The organism is uncultured Paraglaciecola sp. (assembly GCF_913058035.1).
Classification (GTDB): Bacteria; Pseudomonadota; Gammaproteobacteria; order Enterobacterales; family Alteromonadaceae; genus Paraglaciecola.
In genome coordinates, this window is sequence record NZ_CAJXPA010000021.1 from 17,844 (window position 1) to 37,253 (window position 19,410).

At 38.2% G+C, this 19,410-nt stretch carries 16 protein-coding genes and 1 tRNA gene; 4 read left to right on the top strand and 13 right to left on the bottom strand.

Annotation, left to right across the window (positions count from 1 at the left end):
- Nucleotides 1-2: 2 nt before the first annotated feature.
- The 4 genes from QZ562_RS04660 to dnaQ form a co-directional block, all read right to left on the bottom strand.
- On the bottom strand, nt 3-1,076 hold the full coding sequence (locus QZ562_RS04660; protein WP_293757405.1) for a CNNM domain-containing protein: 1,074 nt from the start codon (nt 1,074-1,076) through the stop codon (nt 3-5).
- 147 nt (nt 1,077-1,223) lie between these two features.
- Nucleotides 1,224-1,300, bottom strand: a tRNA-Asp gene (locus QZ562_RS04665).
- Nucleotides 1,301-1,553: 253 nt separating this feature from the next.
- The gene (locus QZ562_RS04670; RefSeq protein WP_293757409.1) at nt 1,554-3,035 is read right to left on the bottom strand and encodes a TIGR03503 family protein; all 1,482 of its coding nucleotides are present in this window, start codon (nt 3,033-3,035) and stop codon (nt 1,554-1,556) included.
- Between the two features lie 24 nt (nt 3,036-3,059).
- The gene (gene dnaQ, locus QZ562_RS04675) at nt 3,060-3,767 is read right to left on the bottom strand and encodes a DNA polymerase III subunit epsilon (RefSeq protein WP_293757411.1); all 708 of its coding nucleotides are present in this window, start codon (nt 3,765-3,767) and stop codon (nt 3,060-3,062) included.
- Nucleotides 3,768-3,872: 105 nt separating this feature from the next.
- Between dnaQ and rnhA the strand changes: the two genes are divergently transcribed.
- Nucleotides 3,873-4,334 carry a ribonuclease HI gene (gene rnhA / locus QZ562_RS04680; protein ID WP_293757413.1) on the top strand — a complete coding sequence of 154 codons (462 nt, stop codon included), beginning with the start codon at nt 3,873-3,875 and terminating at the stop codon, nt 4,332-4,334.
- Between the two features lie 48 nt (nt 4,335-4,382).
- Here rnhA and QZ562_RS04685 read toward each other — a convergent pair whose 3' ends face one another.
- Complete coding sequence (locus QZ562_RS04685; RefSeq protein WP_293757415.1) at nt 4,383-4,736, bottom strand: VOC family protein; 354 nt, start codon at nt 4,734-4,736, stop codon at nt 4,383-4,385.
- Nucleotides 4,737-4,821: 85 nt separating this feature from the next.
- On the opposite strand from QZ562_RS04685, the gene QZ562_RS04690 reads away from it, so the two are divergent.
- A complete protein-coding gene (locus QZ562_RS04690) occupies nt 4,822-5,238 on the top strand; it encodes a DoxX family protein (protein ID WP_293757417.1) in 417 nt (138 codons plus the stop codon).
- Here the strand turns inward: QZ562_RS04690 and QZ562_RS04695 are convergent.
- From QZ562_RS04695 to QZ562_RS04730, 8 genes are all read right to left on the bottom strand, one after another.
- Complete coding sequence (locus tag QZ562_RS04695) at nt 5,235-7,280, bottom strand: methyl-accepting chemotaxis protein (protein ID WP_293757419.1); 2,046 nt, start codon at nt 7,278-7,280, stop codon at nt 5,235-5,237. The genes QZ562_RS04690 and QZ562_RS04695 overlap by 4 nt on opposite strands.
- A gap of 229 nt (nt 7,281-7,509) precedes the next feature.
- Nucleotides 7,510-8,736, bottom strand: coding sequence for an alginate export family protein (locus QZ562_RS04700; protein ID WP_293757421.1), 1,227 nt, complete (start codon nt 8,734-8,736; stop codon nt 7,510-7,512).
- A 139-nt stretch (nt 8,737-8,875) separates the two neighbouring features.
- Nucleotides 8,876-9,733 carry an ABC transporter ATP-binding protein gene (locus QZ562_RS04705; RefSeq protein ID WP_293757423.1) on the bottom strand — a complete coding sequence of 286 codons (858 nt, stop codon included), beginning with the start codon at nt 9,731-9,733 and terminating at the stop codon, nt 8,876-8,878.
- A gap of 60 nt (nt 9,734-9,793) precedes the next feature.
- Nucleotides 9,794-10,783, bottom strand: a complete 990-nt coding sequence (locus QZ562_RS04710) for an ABC transporter permease (protein WP_293757425.1) — start codon at nt 10,781-10,783, stop codon at nt 9,794-9,796.
- A gap of 54 nt (nt 10,784-10,837) precedes the next feature.
- Nucleotides 10,838-12,241 carry a CmpA/NrtA family ABC transporter substrate-binding protein gene (locus QZ562_RS04715; RefSeq protein ID WP_293757427.1) on the bottom strand — a complete coding sequence of 468 codons (1,404 nt, stop codon included), beginning with the start codon at nt 12,239-12,241 and terminating at the stop codon, nt 10,838-10,840.
- A 333-nt stretch (nt 12,242-12,574) separates the two neighbouring features.
- The gene (locus tag QZ562_RS04720) at nt 12,575-13,684 is read right to left on the bottom strand and encodes a CmpA/NrtA family ABC transporter substrate-binding protein (RefSeq protein ID WP_293757429.1); all 1,110 of its coding nucleotides are present in this window, start codon (nt 13,682-13,684) and stop codon (nt 12,575-12,577) included.
- 105 nt (nt 13,685-13,789) lie between these two features.
- Complete coding sequence (locus tag QZ562_RS04725) at nt 13,790-14,419, bottom strand: ANTAR domain-containing protein (RefSeq protein ID WP_293757434.1); 630 nt, start codon at nt 14,417-14,419, stop codon at nt 13,790-13,792.
- 825 nt (nt 14,420-15,244) lie between these two features.
- On the bottom strand, nt 15,245-15,652 hold the full coding sequence (locus tag QZ562_RS04730) for a DUF2750 domain-containing protein (RefSeq protein WP_293757437.1): 408 nt from the start codon (nt 15,650-15,652) through the stop codon (nt 15,245-15,247).
- Nucleotides 15,653-16,564: 912 nt separating this feature from the next.
- On the opposite strand from QZ562_RS04730, the gene QZ562_RS04735 reads away from it, so the two are divergent.
- Both QZ562_RS04735 and QZ562_RS04740 read left to right on the top strand, forming a co-directional pair.
- Complete coding sequence (locus QZ562_RS04735; RefSeq protein ID WP_293757439.1) at nt 16,565-17,269, top strand: tRNA-uridine aminocarboxypropyltransferase; 705 nt, start codon at nt 16,565-16,567, stop codon at nt 17,267-17,269.
- A gap of 182 nt (nt 17,270-17,451) precedes the next feature.
- Complete coding sequence (locus tag QZ562_RS04740) at nt 17,452-18,741, top strand: aminotransferase class I/II-fold pyridoxal phosphate-dependent enzyme (RefSeq protein ID WP_293757441.1); 1,290 nt, start codon at nt 17,452-17,454, stop codon at nt 18,739-18,741.
- Nucleotides 18,742-19,410: the final 669 nt, after the last annotated feature.

Here is a 19,410-nt window from a genome sequence, read left to right on the forward strand (position 1 = left end):
TCCTAATTTACATTTGTGCGGGTTGAATTCCCATAATTGCGTAGACGTTTCTTTTCCCTTCTTTTAGCCAATATACGAGCCAGTTTTCTCATGCTCACCACTTGATCACTTTCATCAATAATATCAATACCAAACAAACTCTCCACTAAATCCTCGACAGTTATCACGCCCTCTAAGCCACCGTATTCATCTACAATTAGTAACATATTGCCACGTTGCGAGTGCAAAGGTTCGAAAGCTTTTGCTAAGGGCATGCTACTTAATATTGTGACCATGTCCTTTTGATATGATTTAAGCTCTCTATCAACATTACCTCGAGCGAAGGCCAATAATATGTCAGATTTTAATACATAACCGGTAATTTTTTCTGGTTCTCCATCTTCATAGACCGGGATCCGTGAGAATGATACTTCTGCATGTTTTAGTAAAAATGTTTCAACTGTCATAGTGTCAGGTAACGAAAAGACGACTGTTCTATGGGTCATGGCTTGACGAACTTTGAGTTGTTGTAAACTCAGTAAGTTCTGCATAACTGTGGCCTCGCGAGCGGCTATTTGGCCTTCTTCCAAAGACAAAGCAGTCATTGCAAATAATTCGTCTCTATTCAAACCGACTAGGGGGGACTCATCATGCATTCTGGATGTCATTTTCTGCGCCATCTGTACAAAGGGCCACAATATAATCATTAAATATTTTAAAAAATAAGCCGTAGACGGAGCAAGTTTACGCCAGTATGTGGCCCCAAGGGTCTTAGGAATGATCTCTGAAAATACTAAAATCAGCATTGTCAAAATAGCTGACGCAATTCCAAGATAAGCATCACCGAACACTACTGCAGCTTGCGCGCCGGCCCCTGCTGCGCCCATGGTATGTGCAATCGTATTCAAGCTCAAAATGGCGGCAAGAGGCCGGTTAATATCGCTCACTTGCTTTTTTAATAATTTCCCTGAAGGGTGGCCACTTTTTTCTAATACAGAAATGTAAGCGGACGAAATACTGAGGATTACCGCTTCTGCAATAGAGCAGACAAACGAAAAGCCTAACGCAACAAAAATGTATATCAACAGCAAAAGCATAAGGATTAAATCTCAGAGGATGACAAAAAAATTATCATATAAGCATTATTGACTGGCATGTTGCTAGTTTATCAAACCATAAGCATATAGCGTAGCATTAATGGAGACTAAAGCGTTTGTGTGCAAAATGAATGGTAAACAAATTAATGGCGGAGTGGACGAGACTCGAACTCGCGACCCCCGGCGTGACAGGCCGGTATTCTAACCAACTGAACTACCACTCCACAATTTTCAATGTTATCAGACGGTTAGATTAAGAACAAAGGATGTCCCCTCCTCAACCGCGGCGCAGATAATACGGCTTCACCCCATACTAGTCAATAGCTTTTTAGCACGTTATTCAGTTAAAAGTCAGTTAAAAGCTTTGATTGCTGCAGTATTAAACAATTTGTTTATTAAGCGGACAAATATTCATTCTTTTGGGATAGTTAAGTCCAAAGGTTCTGGTACAGATTAAGCTTTAATTTGAATTTCTTTTTATATATTGTTTTTTTTTGATTTACGTTTAAGTATTTTTGCAATAAAACTCAGTTTTTTATCTGCCACAACAGGGTCGGTACCCTTTTCAACTTCAAGTTTTTCAAATTTTTTCATAATGTTAAAATTAGGTTTTTTTTCTGTGGTGAACAACCAGATTAATCCACCACCAATCAGCAAAATAAACAGATTAATTCCTACAATCAAGATCACAAGAGTTGATGTACTCATTTTTTTATCAATCTCAGCTAATTCTTTTTTGGGCAATATGTTGAGCTTATCTGCAGAATCGTTCACGTAGGTATTGATAACATCCTTTTCAACTGCCGGAGCTACTGTTTTAGGCTCAAGCTCAGTTGTAGATTCTGATATGAAACTATATTCAGGCACATCCAAAATAAACTCTCTACCATTATACGTATCTCCGTAAACAGTCAGCTTAACGCGATATAAGCCATCTTCGTTATTGGCAATTAAATGTTCTCGGATTTCTGTAGATCTGTTTGTAAGAGAAAAATTCTGAATATCACCATTTGGAAAAAGTACTTTTCCATCTATTAATAAAGAAGAAACATCCACATATTCACTTTGTGTGTCTATAGTGAGTTTGTGATGACCTTCACCTTTGACATCAAGCTCAACGTCAACTTGAATAGGATTAGCAAGCAAAGTAATTTTAGGGTAAACATGATCTCTAGTAAACATCGGTGTAGAGACAGAAAATGTCGGGATCCATTCACCTTCAGTGATATCAAGATTAAATCGCCCAGTAAATACGCCATCCAAAGGCATTTCATCCATGCCTTTTCCGTCATCCTCGAAAAGTGCAATAATTTCAACCTCAGCGCCAAAGTTATTAAAATTATGATCGTTGGTGCTTGACAATGAAATGCTCAGTTCAATCACATCTCTAAATGCAGCGTAATCAATTGGAATATTATTGTTAGTTAAGTAAGCAGTCTGTTTTAATATTTCACCGGAGAATATAATGTTGGGTAAAGGATTTGCTTTTAATGCTAAGTCGCTTATTACCATAACTTGACTTTCTGGTAAAATTTGACCTACCGCTTGCCAGGGACCTGGCATTGGATTTTTAATTCTGATCATGTCGTAAGTACTGTTAAAAAACCAAGAAATATACTCACCCTCAGCATCCGTTTGATAAATTTTGGAACCATCAGGCTGAACTAATACGACAGGTGAAGCCCCAAAATCGCGAAAGAACACCATAGTAATTTCTTCAACTTCGTAGTCTATTCTGAAACGATTTTGTAATAACTTAATACTATTATGATATTCAGTGCCTATTTGGGTAAGAGGTAAATCATTAACTTGATCAATATTTTGATCATTAGAGGTACTTAAAAATTGTCTACCTTCTTGCAACTCTTGAGGAATAGTCGTTTGTGAAAGCGCTTTTACCGAACAACTCAAGTAGGCGAATAAATACAAAATAAGAGCATATAATGCTGGTTTTAACATATTTACTTAACTCGCTAATAATGACTATTGACGCCATAAACAGGCGCCACCTTTTTCAGCTACCAAGTCCAGACGACTCTCATGCTGTTCTACCTCATCGGCTGTTGCCATAACAACCTTTAACGGTTTTCTTTGTGATGACAGACGCCGAATAGTTTCTAACTGCACACCGCCTTCACTACTAGCCTTACCAGTTAAATTGAGGTCAGTTTGACCACCAGTCATCAATAGATACACATCGGCTAAAATTTCTGCATCTAGCAACGCACCATGTTTTTCTCGGTGGGAGTTATCTATGCCATAGCGTCTGCACAATGCGTCAAGATTATTTTTTTGTCCAGGATGAATTTTTCTTGCCAGGTCTAAGGTGTCAAGAACAGTGCACATTTTGGCAGACTCTTTAACTTCCAAGCCTGAGAGCCGATTAAACTCATGATCCATAAAACCTATATCAAATGGTGCATTATGGATCACCAGCTGAGCATCACGAATAAAATCAATAAATTCTTTAGCAATAGTCTTGAATATAGGCTTATCTGCCAAATATTCATTAGTGATCCCGTGCACCCCTATCGCCTCTTGCTCAACTAAACGCTGAGGGTTAATGTAAACGTGAAAGGTATTTCCCGTGAGACGCCGGTTAATCATCTCTACACATCCTATCTCGATGATACGGTGCCCTTGTTTAGGATCTAATCCAGTCGTTTCTGTATCTAGTACAATTTGGCGCATTTTCTACTCTTTTAAAATTTTGTGGCATTAGCAGTCTCGGTCATTATACTGCGCTATCGTATAAATTCTTGAATATTTTGAGTCAACAATCAAAATTAGGCAACCATGAAACAAATAGAAATTTTTACCGATGGTTCCTGCTTAGGAAACCCGGGACCAGGTGGTTATGGCGCTGTAATGATTTTCGAACAGCATCGGAAAGAACTCAGCCAAGGCTTTCAACATACTACCAATAATAGAATGGAGTTGTTGGCCACGATTGAGGCACTGGCGATATTAACTGAAAAATGTTCTGTAAACTTAACCACAGATAGCCAGTATGTTAAAAATGGGATTAACCAATGGATTAAAAATTGGCGTAAAAATGGCTGGCGTACCTCAGATAAAAAGCCGGTAAAAAATGTTGATTTATGGAAGCGTCTAGACGAACAAGTTTTCAAGCATGAAGTTAGCTGGTTTTGGGTTAAAGGTCACTCTGGACATCCTGAAAATGAAGCTTGTGATCAGCTTGCTAGGCAAGCTGCTGAAGGTAAAAACATGCCAGAAGATAGCGGATTTACTGGCTAATCAATCTTCTAAACCCAATTTGCGTTAATAGTGTTGTGTAACTAACACTTATTTATCACTCCAAACTGCATATTCATTATTGTTTCCATCGCAAAAATGAAACCTATGTCCACCAGGAAATTCAAAAGTGGGGATTTTAATTGTGCCCCCTGCTGATTTTATCGCGGCTTGACTGTTAACCAAGTCATCACTGTATAAAACAACTAATACACTGCCCTTATCAGCGGACACACAATTTTCAGAGACATACAAACCACCTCTTATACCTGCCCCATTAATTGCTGCATAATCGTCACCGTAGTCCTCAAATTCCCAACCAAATACCTTATTAAAAAAGGCTTTACTTGATGCCAATGCTTTAACTGGAATTTCAATATAGTTGATTTTGTGGTGTTGGCTCATGTTATTCTCCGCTGATTTAAAGCATCATATTAGCAAGTTGTTAATGTGATAATTCACTAAAATTCATTAAAATTGAGGATAACCAATGCGCATAATTGAAAATATTTGTTTGTTACTAGGTAGGCTGTTAATGGGCAGCTACTTTTTTGTGTTTGGCTTACAGAAAATAAGTAACTATCAACCTATGACAGAATATATGCTTTCACACAATGTGCCTGCTACTGCATTTTTATTGCCTTTTACCATCTTTCTACAAGTTGTCGCTGGGTTGGCTATTATTATTGGTTTTAAAGGTAAAATAGCCGCTTTTATATTGGCTGGATTGACTCTAGTTATCAGTATTTACATGCACGACTTCTGGAGCATGGCTGAAAGTGTGCAACGTGGCCACGAGATCCAAAATTTCATTAAAAACATGGGGATCATGGCAGGACTACTAATGGTTGTCAGCCTAGGGACAGGCTGGTTGAGTTTGGATAATCGTAAGCCAAAAGACATCTAAGTATTTGGCTTACCATATTTCCATTCACTAGGGATAATAAACCGCTCGGAGTCCTCAATTTTATAAACATTGATAACATCGAGCAATGTCATAGTGACGTCTGACAACTTACTAGCAGATTTCCCAATTTCTTGGGCTCCCTGCATGTTTTTATTGGACATGGTTTCTATTTCATTCACATTGAGACTGACTTCTTGAGCGACAGCACTTTGCTGTTGAGTACCTTCACTGATGGAAGTACTCATATGCTCAATATTTTGGATGCTTTGTAATATTTGACCAAATGCTTGGTCAATACCACTGGATAATTTTACCGCTTGTTGTGACTTTTCTTGCCCTTCAGTAATGCCCTTCATGGCTTGTTTAGAGTCGGTTTGGAGAGCAGCGATAATTGTCGCAATTTCTTCCGTTGAGCTATGCACTCTTTTTGCCAGTGCCCTGACTTCGTCTGCAACCACTGCAAATCCGCGGCCTTGCTCACCCGCTCTAGCAGCTTCAATTGCAGCATTGAGAGCCAACAAATTAGTTTGATCAGCAACCGATTGGATCACCACCAACACGCTGGAAATATTCACAACTCCTTCATTTAGTGCGCTTATAACACCATTTAAATTATCTACTTCTGACGCAACACTTTTGATACTGGCCAACGCTTGATTGACCGTAATGATGCCTTCATCACATTCCCGTACCACTGATGAAACCGAATTGGCTGAGTCTTGAATTTGTCTACCTATATCGGCGACACCAACTGATATCTCTTCCACGGCAGCAGAGGCGCTGCTGGTTGCAATTTGTTGCTTCTCTATATTTGAATCACTATCCACTACAGACACAATAGTATCGTGAGTTGATGAAACAGCTTCATAAGCCGTTTGGGCTATGATGACAAAATCACTACGAATACTTTCTAACAGTTCATTAAAAGCAGCCGCTGACTTACCAAGATGGTCTTGGGATAACACCTCTATTCGCAGAGTTAAATTATGCTCTCGCATTATATCATTAATAGTGTTGCGAATAGCTTCAGCTTGTTTACCCATAGTCATAATAGTAATAAAAACTAAGTATGTGAGTATCAACACCGCGCTTAAAAATACGAGTGCAAAACTAATTAGACCTATAGCACTAGAATATATGCCGTTAATGTCGTTATGCATTTGTTTAATGCCACTTGATTCCAGTTTTTTCAGTCCACCAATTCTGCCCGTTGCCGCATCAAACCATTCTTCAGGTTCAATAGAGAACACGTTATTCAGCGCTTCACTCAATACCTGTTTTCGTAATGACAGGATATTTTGGTTTTCAGTACTGTTTTCAAAGGTATTAAATCGGGCCGACCAACCACCATTAATTGGCATAGATTTATTAAATGCATCTTGATAAGCATCTTGTTCGGCAATCAAAGTATAAACTTGCCTTTTGTTTTGTTCAGAAAAATTTTCACCGGCTAATACATTGGTCAACACTGCTCGCTCAATGCCTGACTTTTCTTTTACTTGCATTAAATTATATGAAGCTATCAAGCCTTGTACGAGTCCATTTGTATCCAATACCTCTATTAATGCTAATGGTTGATTAATAAGGGCTTTATTTTGAGCGGTATAAAAACCCAAGGCATCTGGTAATGCAATCGTTAAGTTGTCTACTTGACTACGAATATCAGACAATTGACTTAAGTTATTAATAATGCTCTTTATGCTGGCCTTTAAACTATCATTAAATTCATCTTTATATTCTTCAGTAAATTCTCTATAAACACGTAAATTTTGATCTACTAGGCTTCGTTGCCCACCAAGTTCTTGTCTGAATTTATTGCCTTTTGAACCTAGATACCCTGCAGACATGCCCCGTTCTTTTTGCAGTTCATGTACTAGGGAAGCAGCGTTATCCGTTAAGGACAGTAAACTAGCGCCATTCGAGGAATCACTCACATCTTGGGCGTTGTTAGCTAAATTAATCAGCACAATAATAGTTAATAAAATAGAGGGGACAATAATTAAAAATGAAACATAACGAGAAACAATTTCTTTAAACCGCATTATAAATCCTTAAATACGTTGATTGGTGGGATAAATAAAGAACGGATAAATGTATATGTGTGTCTCTTTATAAATCAATTTAAAACGTTACTTACAATTTATCACTGTATAAATTGTAAGTAATGAGTATAAATAACTATTTTGTCTGCCACGTTTTAATTATCAAAAAGATCAACATTTTAACAATGTTAATCTTTTTTATTTTCATGATTTGAATGATTAAAATTTATTAAAACTTAACACCTACCCAGACCCAAAGTTTATCGGCATCTACTTTAATATCGCCAGCAGAATATGCTGCATATTTAATACCTGCAGAATAATGTTTACCGTACTTTTTTACATAAGATAAGTTAAGTTCACTGCCTAAATCATCAACAGTGTCACTGGCATCATCAGCTTCAAAGTTGTGGTATATGACTTTCCACCCACCACCCAGTGCTTTACCCGCTAATGATAGACTCGTATCAACTAAACCTTGGGAAGGTGTGCCTAAAAACTGATCCGACCAACCGTTGAATTTGTGCAGTGTGGCTAGAGGTGTAGAAAAACCAAAGGCACCATCATCAGAACCCAGTACTTCATAACCCACTTTTGCGGTGATACCACTAAACACAGCTCCGATTTCAAGATTGATATAATCAACATCAAAATCTGCCGCCGCAGTCTCACTGCTCTGACTAGCATACTCTGCGCGATATAGTATTTTAGTATCTCCCGCTTTAGTGCTACCAGCAAAGCTAACACCAAAGGTATCTAAAGCATTAGCAGTACCATTATCCACTTCAAGCAAATAGCCATAACCTGTCAATGTTCCCGCTGATGTTTTATAAGACGCGTTGATTAAATGGTCTTTCGCATCCAAATCAGCGTCTTGTGCAAAGATACGGTTACGTTGTGTAATATAAGCATATTGCAAGGTTAAGTTTTTTACAGGGGCATATTTAGCAGACAAAGCATCAAAGGTCTGCCTATCTTGCCGCCAGCCAACATGGCCAACAAATCGATGGCCATCCATGGTGATCACTTGACGACCTAACTTTGCACTAAAAGTATCGTTCTTATACTGAATATAACCTTGATCCAATTCGGTGTGTTCAGGATCAGCGATGACCGAATACTGGCCTAGGTTGTAACCACTTGGCCCAACTGTGTAATCACCTTGGCCTAAAACAATTCGAGTATCTTCCATTTCAACTTTAGCTGAAAATCCTTTATAGCTGCCGGTGTCATAAGCTAATAAGGTACGCAATGTCAGTGCACTGGCATCTTCTACGGCATTTTCTTGCTCAACACTTTCATAACGCAAGTTTAAATTAACACTGGCCTTGCCTGAAGTCAGTGCTTCGGTAAATCCTTCAGCGTATGCCATCTGACTGGTCACGCTGCCAACAAGTGCCGTTGCTAGTGCAATGCTGATAGCATGTTTATGCATAATGTTTTTTGGTGTTCTCATGGTTCTCTCTCTAGTTTTAAGCACCGCTCTGTCATGTCACAGAACGAATTCTACGAACGGGTATCTATCTCTATTGGATAATGGATTAACGCTTGTTGGTAATTATTTTGTGGTTTTATTTTGTGGTTTTATTTTTTGACTATGCCACATTGCTTTGAGTTGCTCCCGCTTTGTGATTTGATTGTTTTTTACGGTGTTCGTCAACAGATTCAACCTTGCGCTGCTTTTCGTATAGGAATTTTAGTACTTCGTGACGATAGTGGTTGTATTTGGGATTATCAGCCAAATCGATTCTATTTCTGGGTCTGACTAACTCTATAGGCAAAATCTCGCCAATCGTGGCCGCAGGCCCATTAGTCATCATGACAATTCTGTCTGAGAGTAACACGGCTTCATCCACATCATGGGTGATCATTATAACGGTGTTGCCTAACTGCGCATGGATCTCCATAACAGAGTCCTGCAGGTGAGCCCGAGTTAATGCATCCAATGCTCCAAAGGGCTCATCCATCAACAACACTTTTGGCTCCATTGCTAATGCGCGCGCAATACCAACACGTTGTTTCATACCACCTGATATTTCAGCGGGTAACTTGTCGGCGGCGTGACTCATATGTACCAACTCAAGATTATGTTCTACCCACTCTTTCATCTCTTTTTTTGAGCGACCGTTTTGGGTTTGTTTCACCGCCAATTCAACGTTTTTATAAGCACTCAACCAAGGTAATAACGAGTGATTTTGAAATACAACAGCTCGCTCTGGACCGGGTTCGTTTACTTCCTGGTTTTCTAAGATAACGCCACCTTTAGTGGCTTGATATAAACCTGCTACAATATTCAGAACCGTAGATTTTCCGCAACCAGAGTGACCAATCAAAGAAATAAACTCACCTTTATTGATACGTAAGTTAACGTCTTGCAAAGCATTAAATGGCCCCTTGGGGGTGGGGAAATCCATCCCTACTTGTGTCAACTCTAAATGATGTTTGTTACTCATTACTCAATCCTCAAATATACTTTCGGTTACTTTCGGTTACTATCCATCTAAGCGAGTCACTTAACGCAATACCGCGCTTTTGTCCCAACTGAACTTTCTCTGTAGCGCTAACATACATCTGTCTAACGCAAAACCAATCACACCAATCGTTAATACAGCCACCATGATCCGAGCTAATGACTCAGAACTGCCATTTTGAAATTCATCCCAAACAAATTTACCTAAACCAGGGTTCTGGGCGAGCATTTCTGCAGCAATCAGTACCATCCAACCAATCCCAAGGGATAAACGTAGGCCAGTAAATATAGCTGGAATAGAAGAAGGCAAGACTATTTTAGTCACATGTGACAAACCGTTAAGACGCAGTACTTTGCTTACGTTAAGCAAGTCTTTATCGATACTCGATACACCAACAGCAGTATTAATTAAAGTCGGCCACAAACAGCACAATGAAACCGTCACGGCTGAAGTAATAAACGATTTAGAAAACATGGGATCGTTGCTGACATACACAGCACTAACCACCATAGTCACCAAAGGTAACCATGCCAAAGGTGATACCGGCTTGAATAGTTGGATCAATGGGTTAATAGCCGTATAAGCATTCTTGCTTAGCCCGCATAAAATCCCGATTGGGATGGCTAACAGTGAGGCCACAATAAATCCCACCATCACAGTATATAAGCTAGTCCAAATTTGCTCAAAGAAAGTCGGCGCACCGGTAAAAGCTCTAATTTTAGGCTCATAGCTTGGATCTTTTGCAACACGTGCGGCATTACGGTCATCTTGACGAGCATAAAACTTGTCGGCCTTGTCCATCTGCGCATTGTGCTCAGCCACTAATACCTTCGTTTGCTGCCATACAGAGGCTGGTCCTGGAAACTTACCCAAGGAGGTATCAATATTTTTTGCCATTAAGCTCCATAAGCCAAGAAATATGACGATACCAACAATAGGAAGAGCTGTGGCAGATAAAAATTGATTCAGGGTTGGCCAGTTAATGTGTTTAACTTGATTAAAAATCATAGGCACCGTTTGTTGTTTACTCATCTGGAATTCTCCAAACTAGATGGGGCATAACACCCCATTAGCTCACATAACTTGTTAGATTTTGCTGTCTTTCTTAAGTCCGATAGCAAACTTTTCTAAATAAGCATTAGGCTCACTTCCGTCATACACAATTTTATCAATAAATTCTGTCTGGGGAGGTTTAAAGCCTGTTTCTGTTGCAAACTCAGGGAAGTCAACCGCATTGGCTTTACCTTCTGTAATCAGAGCTTTAGCGGCTTGAGCATAAATATCAGGACGGTAAACTTGTTTGGCTATATCTTTGTACCAAGCGTCGGATTTTGGCTCTGAGATCTGTCCCCAGCGGCGCATTTGAGTCAAATACCAGATAGCATCGCTGTAAAAGGGATAAGTTGCGTTATAACGGAAAAACACATTGAAGTCAGGCACATCACGTACATCTCCTTTTTCATACTCAAACGTACCTGTCATGCTGTTTGCGATAACCTCGTAATCCGCTCCAACATATTGACTCTTAGATAGGATTTTCACTGCTTCTGGACGGTTCGCATTGTTATTTTCGTCTAACCACATGGCAGCTCTGATCATCGCCTTAACCACTCGAATATGCGTATTCGGATTTTTTTCAGCCCAACCTTTGCTTACTCCAAAGACTTTTTCAGGATTGTTTTTCCAAATTTCATAATCGGTCACAACCGGCACACCTATACCTTTAAATACCGCTTGTTGGTTCCAAGGCTCGCCTACGCAATAACCGTGAATAGTGCCAGCTTCCATAGTAGAAGGCATTTGTGGTGGAGGCGTTACAGACAACAGGGCATCAGCATCGATTTGACCACTGGTATCACCTTTGTGTGGGGCATAAAAGCCAGGGTGTATTCCACCAGCAGCTAACCAATAACGTAACTCATAATTATGAGTAGATACTGGAAACACCATCCCCATTTTGAAAGGTTTACCCTTGTTTTTGAAATCATCTACGACTGGTTTAAGCGAATCGGCTGAGATTGGATGAACTGGTTTTCCATCTTCGTGAGGAACATGCTTTTTCATCTCTTTCCAAATATCATTGGAAACTGTGATGGCATTGCCGTTTAAGTCCATACTAAATGCTGTGATAATATCCGCTTTTGTACCATAACCAATAGTTGCGCCTAAAGGTTGACCCGCTAACATATGCGCACCATCAAGCTGTCCATCAATTACTCGGTCAAGTAAAACCTTCCAGTTCGCTTGCGCTTCAAGTGTCACGTAAAGGCCTTCTTCCTCAAAGTAACCTTTTTCATAGGCCACCGCGAGAGGTGCCATGTCAGTTAACTTAATAAAACCAAATTTTAACTCTTCTTTTTCTGGCCATCCCAATTCTTGCGCTGATACATGAGTTACAAAGATTAAACTGCTTAAGACTGTTAATATCACACCTACTCGTAATGATTTAACAACTAATTTCAACGAAATTAATAACTTTATATTAGCCATTTCCTACTCCGATTTTAGCCAAAAAAAAACCCACAACAACTTCAGGACACTAAAGTTTTTGTGGGCTACACTGCCTAGCTGCACCATACAACATCGCATGATTACAATTGTTTATTTAACGCTTGAGGGCGCTTAACGCCTTTTAATTATTAGCAACCGTAATTATTGTTATTTCTTTAGATCGCTTCTTCACAAACAATGTTGCAGCAACGATGCCAACTTTTATATGTGTTATTTTTCATAGAGTTAGTGGATTATCGTTATGATTTTTGGATGCACACATAACCAAAAAAGTGCATCACGCACCACTCAGGTGCTCTAGGCATGCTTCAATCAACCTGAACGACGGTAGAATTGCACCGCTTGGTCTTCTAACTTTAGACGCATTTGCTGATAGATATCTGGCCTAAACACCTCTTTGACTAAATTACTAGGTACATCAATATTTTTAAGCTGTCCTGCATTAGCCATCTGACTAATTAGCCATTCACCTCGGATATACTCAGGCACATTGATAGAGCCATTACTGGATTTAGAAAACTGATTATATGAAGGAATAGCGCGAGGCCGCATATTAATATGGGTTAAACAACTGCCAATTAATGACGGTGCAATCACGTCAACCGATGCATCTAAATACTGATCTGAACTCAACAAACGTGCAGCTTCAAATCTATTTGGAATGCTTTCTAACCAAATACAGGCTTGTTTTAGAGCGGCAGTTAAAGCTATGACAGTATTCGGTTTACTTTTTTGAAAACTGGCTAATAATCCTAATACTTTTTCAGGGCTATCTTGCCATATATCGAATGATGTCAATGCAGTTAAACCAATTCCTGCTCGAACAGCTTTGGCATTCCAGGGTCCGCCTACACAACAACCATCGATTTCACCACTTTGAAGAAAGGCAACCATATTTACAGGGGGTACAACCAAGATGTCCAAGTCTTTTTCTGAAATATTAGCTGAGGCTAACCAATCCCTGAGTTGATAATAATGACAACTATAGGGAAACACTGTGGCAAATCGAAGCTTTGGTCGGTTTTGCTTTTTGCGCACATTGATCACTTTTTCTAATAAATACGCTGCGAGAGGCAAGGTCACATGGGCAAGGTTGTTTTCTTGCAAAATCTCTTGATGTAATTTTTCAGACAAGGTTATGGCGTTACCATTCAGGCTAAGTACTAAAGGAGTTATCACTTTTACTTTGGCACAACCTAAACCTAATGAACTTGCTAAAGGCATAGGCGCTAACATTTGTGTAGCGTCTAACAACCCAGCGTGTAATTTATCTCTAAGGGTCGCCCACGAATTTTGTTTTTGTAATTTTACATTCAAACCCCACTGACTAAAGAAACCCATTTCTTTAGCCACAATTAAAGGGGCCGAGTCCGTCAGTGGAATAAACCCTAAGGTAAGGTCTGTTTGTTCAGGTTCGATCATAATTTTGTCCCACAATAGATGACTTTTTGAGCATCAGAGGTGTTGGCACTAATTTAAAATTGATTTGTTCAAATCTGTTCATACTTTTCTCTTGTAATTAGTTACTTAAATAGTGTTGAAAAAAGAAATAAGAGTTTTCGCCACATCGTCTAATTTTTGCCCAGTATCCATAGCTGTTTTTCTCATAGCTTTAAAAGCATCGTCTTCCGACAGATTTTTCTTTTTCATTAATAATCGTTTAGCTTGATCTATTAAATTACGCGAAGCTAATTGTTGTTTAGTATCACTTAACTCTACTTTCAATTTTTGAAATTCACGAAAGCGAGCCACTGCAGCATCCAAGATCGGTTTTACACGATCTGCTTGTAAATCACCCACAACATATGCACTAACCCCAGATTCAATATATTGATTAATAGTATCAGTATCTTTTTCGCCAGAAAACATCACTACTGGCTTAGGGTTAAAATGAGAAATAGTACTTAAACTATCTAAAATATCACGGTTAGGGGACTCTATATCAATGACAATAATATCTGGTTGGATTTCATCCACCTGTTTGAGTAGCGACAGCTCTGAATTGGCTAAGTGACTAATTTTATAACGAGAATTATTTAATGCCAAAGACAATGACTCAGCTCTTTGATGGTTTTCATCAATCAACAAAATACATAATTTTTGTATTACGTTTTTTTGTTCTTTAGACAAGGTGTTATGTTCCAATTTATCTTTCATGGCTAAAGTATATCTCCTTTAAACTATTCTTTAGCAATGCATGAGCCAGATAAATTACTGATATATATCATGTAGTTAAAAATACATATGTAAATAAGATGTTTTAAAAAAAGCTAAAAGTGTGCAAACGCACTGTATTGGTGCCTGTGATAGTAAAGTGAATAAATTTTATTCGTTAGGCTGATCTACCGGTATTTACACTAACCCGAAGAAATAATGATTGAGTCAAATCAACCGGCTAAATAGCGTATATGTCTTGTTGATGTGTTTATTGGAACACTATATTTTACTGAATAAATTGTTAGTTAATTTATTAAATTTCAACTGGCAAAATTACCTAAATGTTTGTTAACCGAAGATGGTCATAATGAGGACGGACGTCCAACTTGTGATGAAAAACTATGGCAATTTCATTGTCTGAGCACTGAAGGGACTGAGTTAATTGCATTTTTATAGCATACTTTTTGTCCACATCAATACGTGACGCATTTAAACGTGTAACTTCCTCAAGTTATGGCTTTGAAAACATCAAGCTTATATTGGATTTATTTTGTAATAAACATGCTCACTATAGATTTTGCAACTTTGATAACCTTACAAAAACACAATATTTTTGTCACAAATTGCAAATATCAATTTGACGCAGACGTTAAAAATTGGTGCCAAACGTTAACACTCCTCTGACCAATCTTATGGATTTCTCATGCTCATAATGAACTAACCATCTCTAAATTAGAATTCTTATAAAAATCAGGACGATTGGCAACATATACATTAAACTGAGTGTTATATCACCCAGTCCAAATATTTTTTTGCTGAACGTCATCAACTAGGGTCGGTTGCAACTAATTTTTTTAAATCTTCTTTAATGCAACTGATCATCTCTTCAGCCTCTAGCATGATCCCTTCTTCGTCGTCACCTAATGGGAAAACCAATACCAGCGTTTTGTTATTTTTCATTCCCGGCAACCAAACATCAGTCCATTCAACAAAGTCAATTTGTTTAGGTTGGCAATCAGGGAATTCGTCTTTTACCCAAGCCTCAGCAAATTCTTTATGTGGCCAAATGGGTATACAGGCATCATCATCAGCCTTAAGCATCACCCAACCACTTTCACCATACAACCCCCATAGATTTTGTTTTTCAGTCATTTGTGTCAATGCATATTCAAAACGAAGCTCTGGCAACATTTTACTAAGATCAAGAAAATCTTTGGTTGAAATTTCATTCATACAACTACCCTCTATTTGATTTTCGGCTATTTTGAAATTTGTTTTAAAAACGGGAAAGCCAGAATTACCATCGTATTCACTTGATATAATACCTTATTTATATCCTAAGCTCCAAAGAGTAAAAACTAGATTTACTTGTCAATCATCATCATAGCTGTTTGATTTTAATAAAAATTCAGCTTACCGAACTATTCTGATAATTGAAGAAGTAGTTTTATGTAACTTATTTTGAGGAGCCTGTCTTTTAAGATTAAAGAAGTGATGTCACAGCAGACTATTGGCGTTAGTTAAGTCAAATAAAACCCATAAAGAAACTTTATCAGACAACATTGTAGGATCAGTAATTGTGTTGTGAAAACTGCATTTTTATCAATCCTGTCACACGTTCCGATCATTCAAAACACAGCAGTAGGTTATTTTGATGCAGCTAACAATATATATGTTCTAGATTATGGCCTGGAATTAACAATTTTTACACAAGATATAACTGCATAAAACACAGCCCATTTTTATGCAAAATTATTCATAAGTGGAATTAAAATTAGATAGTCGTCTCTTCATTTTCATGACATTAGTTGATGATAAAACTGTCATTTATGAACATGTTGGTAGTGTTATTATTGTCTATCTCGGTATACCCACACTACAGATAGTTTAGTCAATGTAGAAGTGCATTGTTATGTTACTGAATCGCAATGTCGATAAACGTTGGTGCACCATCGATAGGTTTGTAATGAATATGACCAGACTAACCATTTTAAAAACAAACTAGCTTATTACTGGTTAAAACAAATAGGCGTTAAGTAATTGATGAGGCTAAAAGTGTAATGTGAATATTATTATCAATCTAAAATTTCATACTTTGACTGTTTAAAATCTCTAAATAAAGCGATGATGTTATGATTGTGATTCATGTTTAATGAGATTTATTTGCCACATATCAATACAGTACAAGTTTTGCGCAAACAGCAGCTCGCACTTTCGACAAAAGAATTTAAAGCAAGAGGCTATAAAGTGAAACGCTGCGAGGAGTGTTTAATACCTGAAAAAAAATGTATTTGTGTCCAACGTCCGTCGATTACTAGCCACACTGCTTTTTGCTTGGTTATGTATAAGAATGAATATTACAAACCAAGCAATACCGGTAAACTTATTGCTGATGTTATACCCGACAACTATGCATTTAAATGGGACAGGGTCACCCCCGATCCCGTACTAATCAAATTGCTTGCTAATCCAAAGTACGCACCTATTTTAGTATTTCCCCAACAATATGCCGAAGCACATAGATGTATCGATACCCCTGAAGATTTAAGCATTATTCAACAAGATAAGACGCCATTATTTGTGATGTTAGATGGTACATGGCGTGAGGCGAGTAAAATGTTTAAAAGCCCCTCTTTTGCAAACCTACCTGTATTGGGTATTCAACCTAAAAAATCTTCATCTTACCAACTGCGTGAGGCCGCACATATTCATCAACTATGCACTGCAGAAGTTGCTATAGAAGTGTTGAAAATGGCTAATGATAAGCTCGCCTCAGAGGCACTTGAGGAATATTTTCACCAATTTAAAAAAGCCTACATTGCAGGTAAAGCACACCTGACACTTATTTAATATTATCTTATGTATTTATGTCGCAACTTTTATTTATGATTATAAAGTTAAATAGACGAATACCTTATTCCAAATAAGCACAATAACTTAAGCAGTACTATTTGAACTTATCAACGACAACGGGATAACATCAATAAACGGAAATGTTAAAAACATATTAATAATTCAGAGATATATTCAACATGAAACTAGAATCTTTAGCTCTTCACCATGGCTATACGTCAGAAGAAACCACCAAAGCTGCAGCTGTACCTATTTACCAGACAACTTCATATACCTTTGATGACACGCAGCATGGCGCAGACTTGTTTGACCTGAAAGTACCGGGAAACATTTACACTAGGATTATGAATCCAACAACAGCGGTACTTGAAGAGCGAATTGCAGCTATGGAGGGTGGTATCGCAGCTTTAGCCGTTGCATCAGGAATGGCTGCTATTACTTATGCTATCCAATGTATTTGCTCCGTAGGTGACAATATTATCAGTACCAGCCAGCTTTATGGCGGCACTTACAATTTATTTGCTCATGCATTACCTAACCAAGGTATAGAAGCGCGTTTGATTGACGCTGACGATTATGCCGCCTTTGAAGCAGCCATTGATGAAAATACTAAAGCGATTTTTTGTGAATCAATTGGTAATCCTGCAGGCAACGTTGTAGATATTCAAAAGCTAGCAGAAATTGGCGCTAAACATGGTGTACCTTTAATTGTTGATAACACGGTAGCCACACCTTTCTTATGTCGCCCGTTTGAACATGGTGCTGCCATTGTTATTCATTCCTTAACCAAATACATAGGCGGGCATGGCACATCTATTGGTGGTGTCATTGTAGACTCTGGTAAATTTGACTGGGTAGCTAACAAACAACGTTTCCCTATTTTAAATCAGCCAGACCCATCTTATCACGGTGTGGTTTACACAGAAGCTCTTGGAGCGGCGGCTTACATCGGTAGATGCCGTGTTGCTCCACTTCGTAACACCGGCGCTGCTATTTCACCAACTAACTCGTTTAATATTTTAATGGGTCTTGAAACATTGGGTTTACGTATGGAGCGGCATTGTGAAAACGCTGAAAAACTAGCCACATATTTATCTAATCACCCAAAAGTAAGCTGGGTAAATTATGCTGCATTAGCAGATAGCCCTTACCTAATGACTTGCAAGAAAATTACTGATGGCAAGGCATCAGGGATATTAAGCTTTGGTATAAAAACTACTGCTGAGTCTTCCGGTAAAGTGTCTGGTGGTCTGTTTATCGATGCCTTACAAATGATTTTAAGACTAGTCAACATAGGTGATGCAAAATCACTAGCCTGCCATCCTGCGTCTACTACCCATAGACAACTTAATGCAGAAGAATTAGCCAAAGCCGGCGTCAGTGAAGACTTAGTCAGGATATCAGTTGGTATCGAAAACATTGACGACATCATCGCAGATGTCAGCCAAGCGCTTGATACAATAAAATAAAAGATAGAACTAATCGCTGGACGAACAACTTTGTGTGTCCAGCATTCTAATTTTAACAAACCATCACTTGCAACATCCAGATATTCAACATTCGCCATTGCAACCACCAATATCAAAATAAGCATTCCCACCTCAAATAACCGTGCATCCTTACCCGTATTAAAATAATATTATCTTAAAAATATTCTCTGAATTAAGAGACTACTGCATCTCTAAAATTAGGTTTTATTGTAGAGCTTGAAAATAGTCACCCCAATCCTAAATTTATTAAACACAACCAAGACCATAGTAACCGTCTGCTAATATTAAATGATGGTATGTTTTTTAAAAACCACAAAAGATCCTTTCAAGAAGCTATTAGCGTTTTAAAGTAAGCTGAATAAACTGAAGCGTACACACAGCTTTTCCATCTATGAGATGACCATCATACTTAATTTACCCTACCCCGGTTACTTTTGATAAAACAAAGAAGTTGTGATCTCCATCAATTATTTTTGTAGAAAGACATCAGAATAAATTTTAATTGGACACTTTGTTAACTTAATTTGTGCGAGGAAAAGGTTTCTTTCAACTATATTTATAATCTAGATGACGTATTAAAGAGAGAAACATATGGGTAGACACTCGATTTTTGCGGAGCCAGTTAAAGCCATAAAAACTGTTTGTATT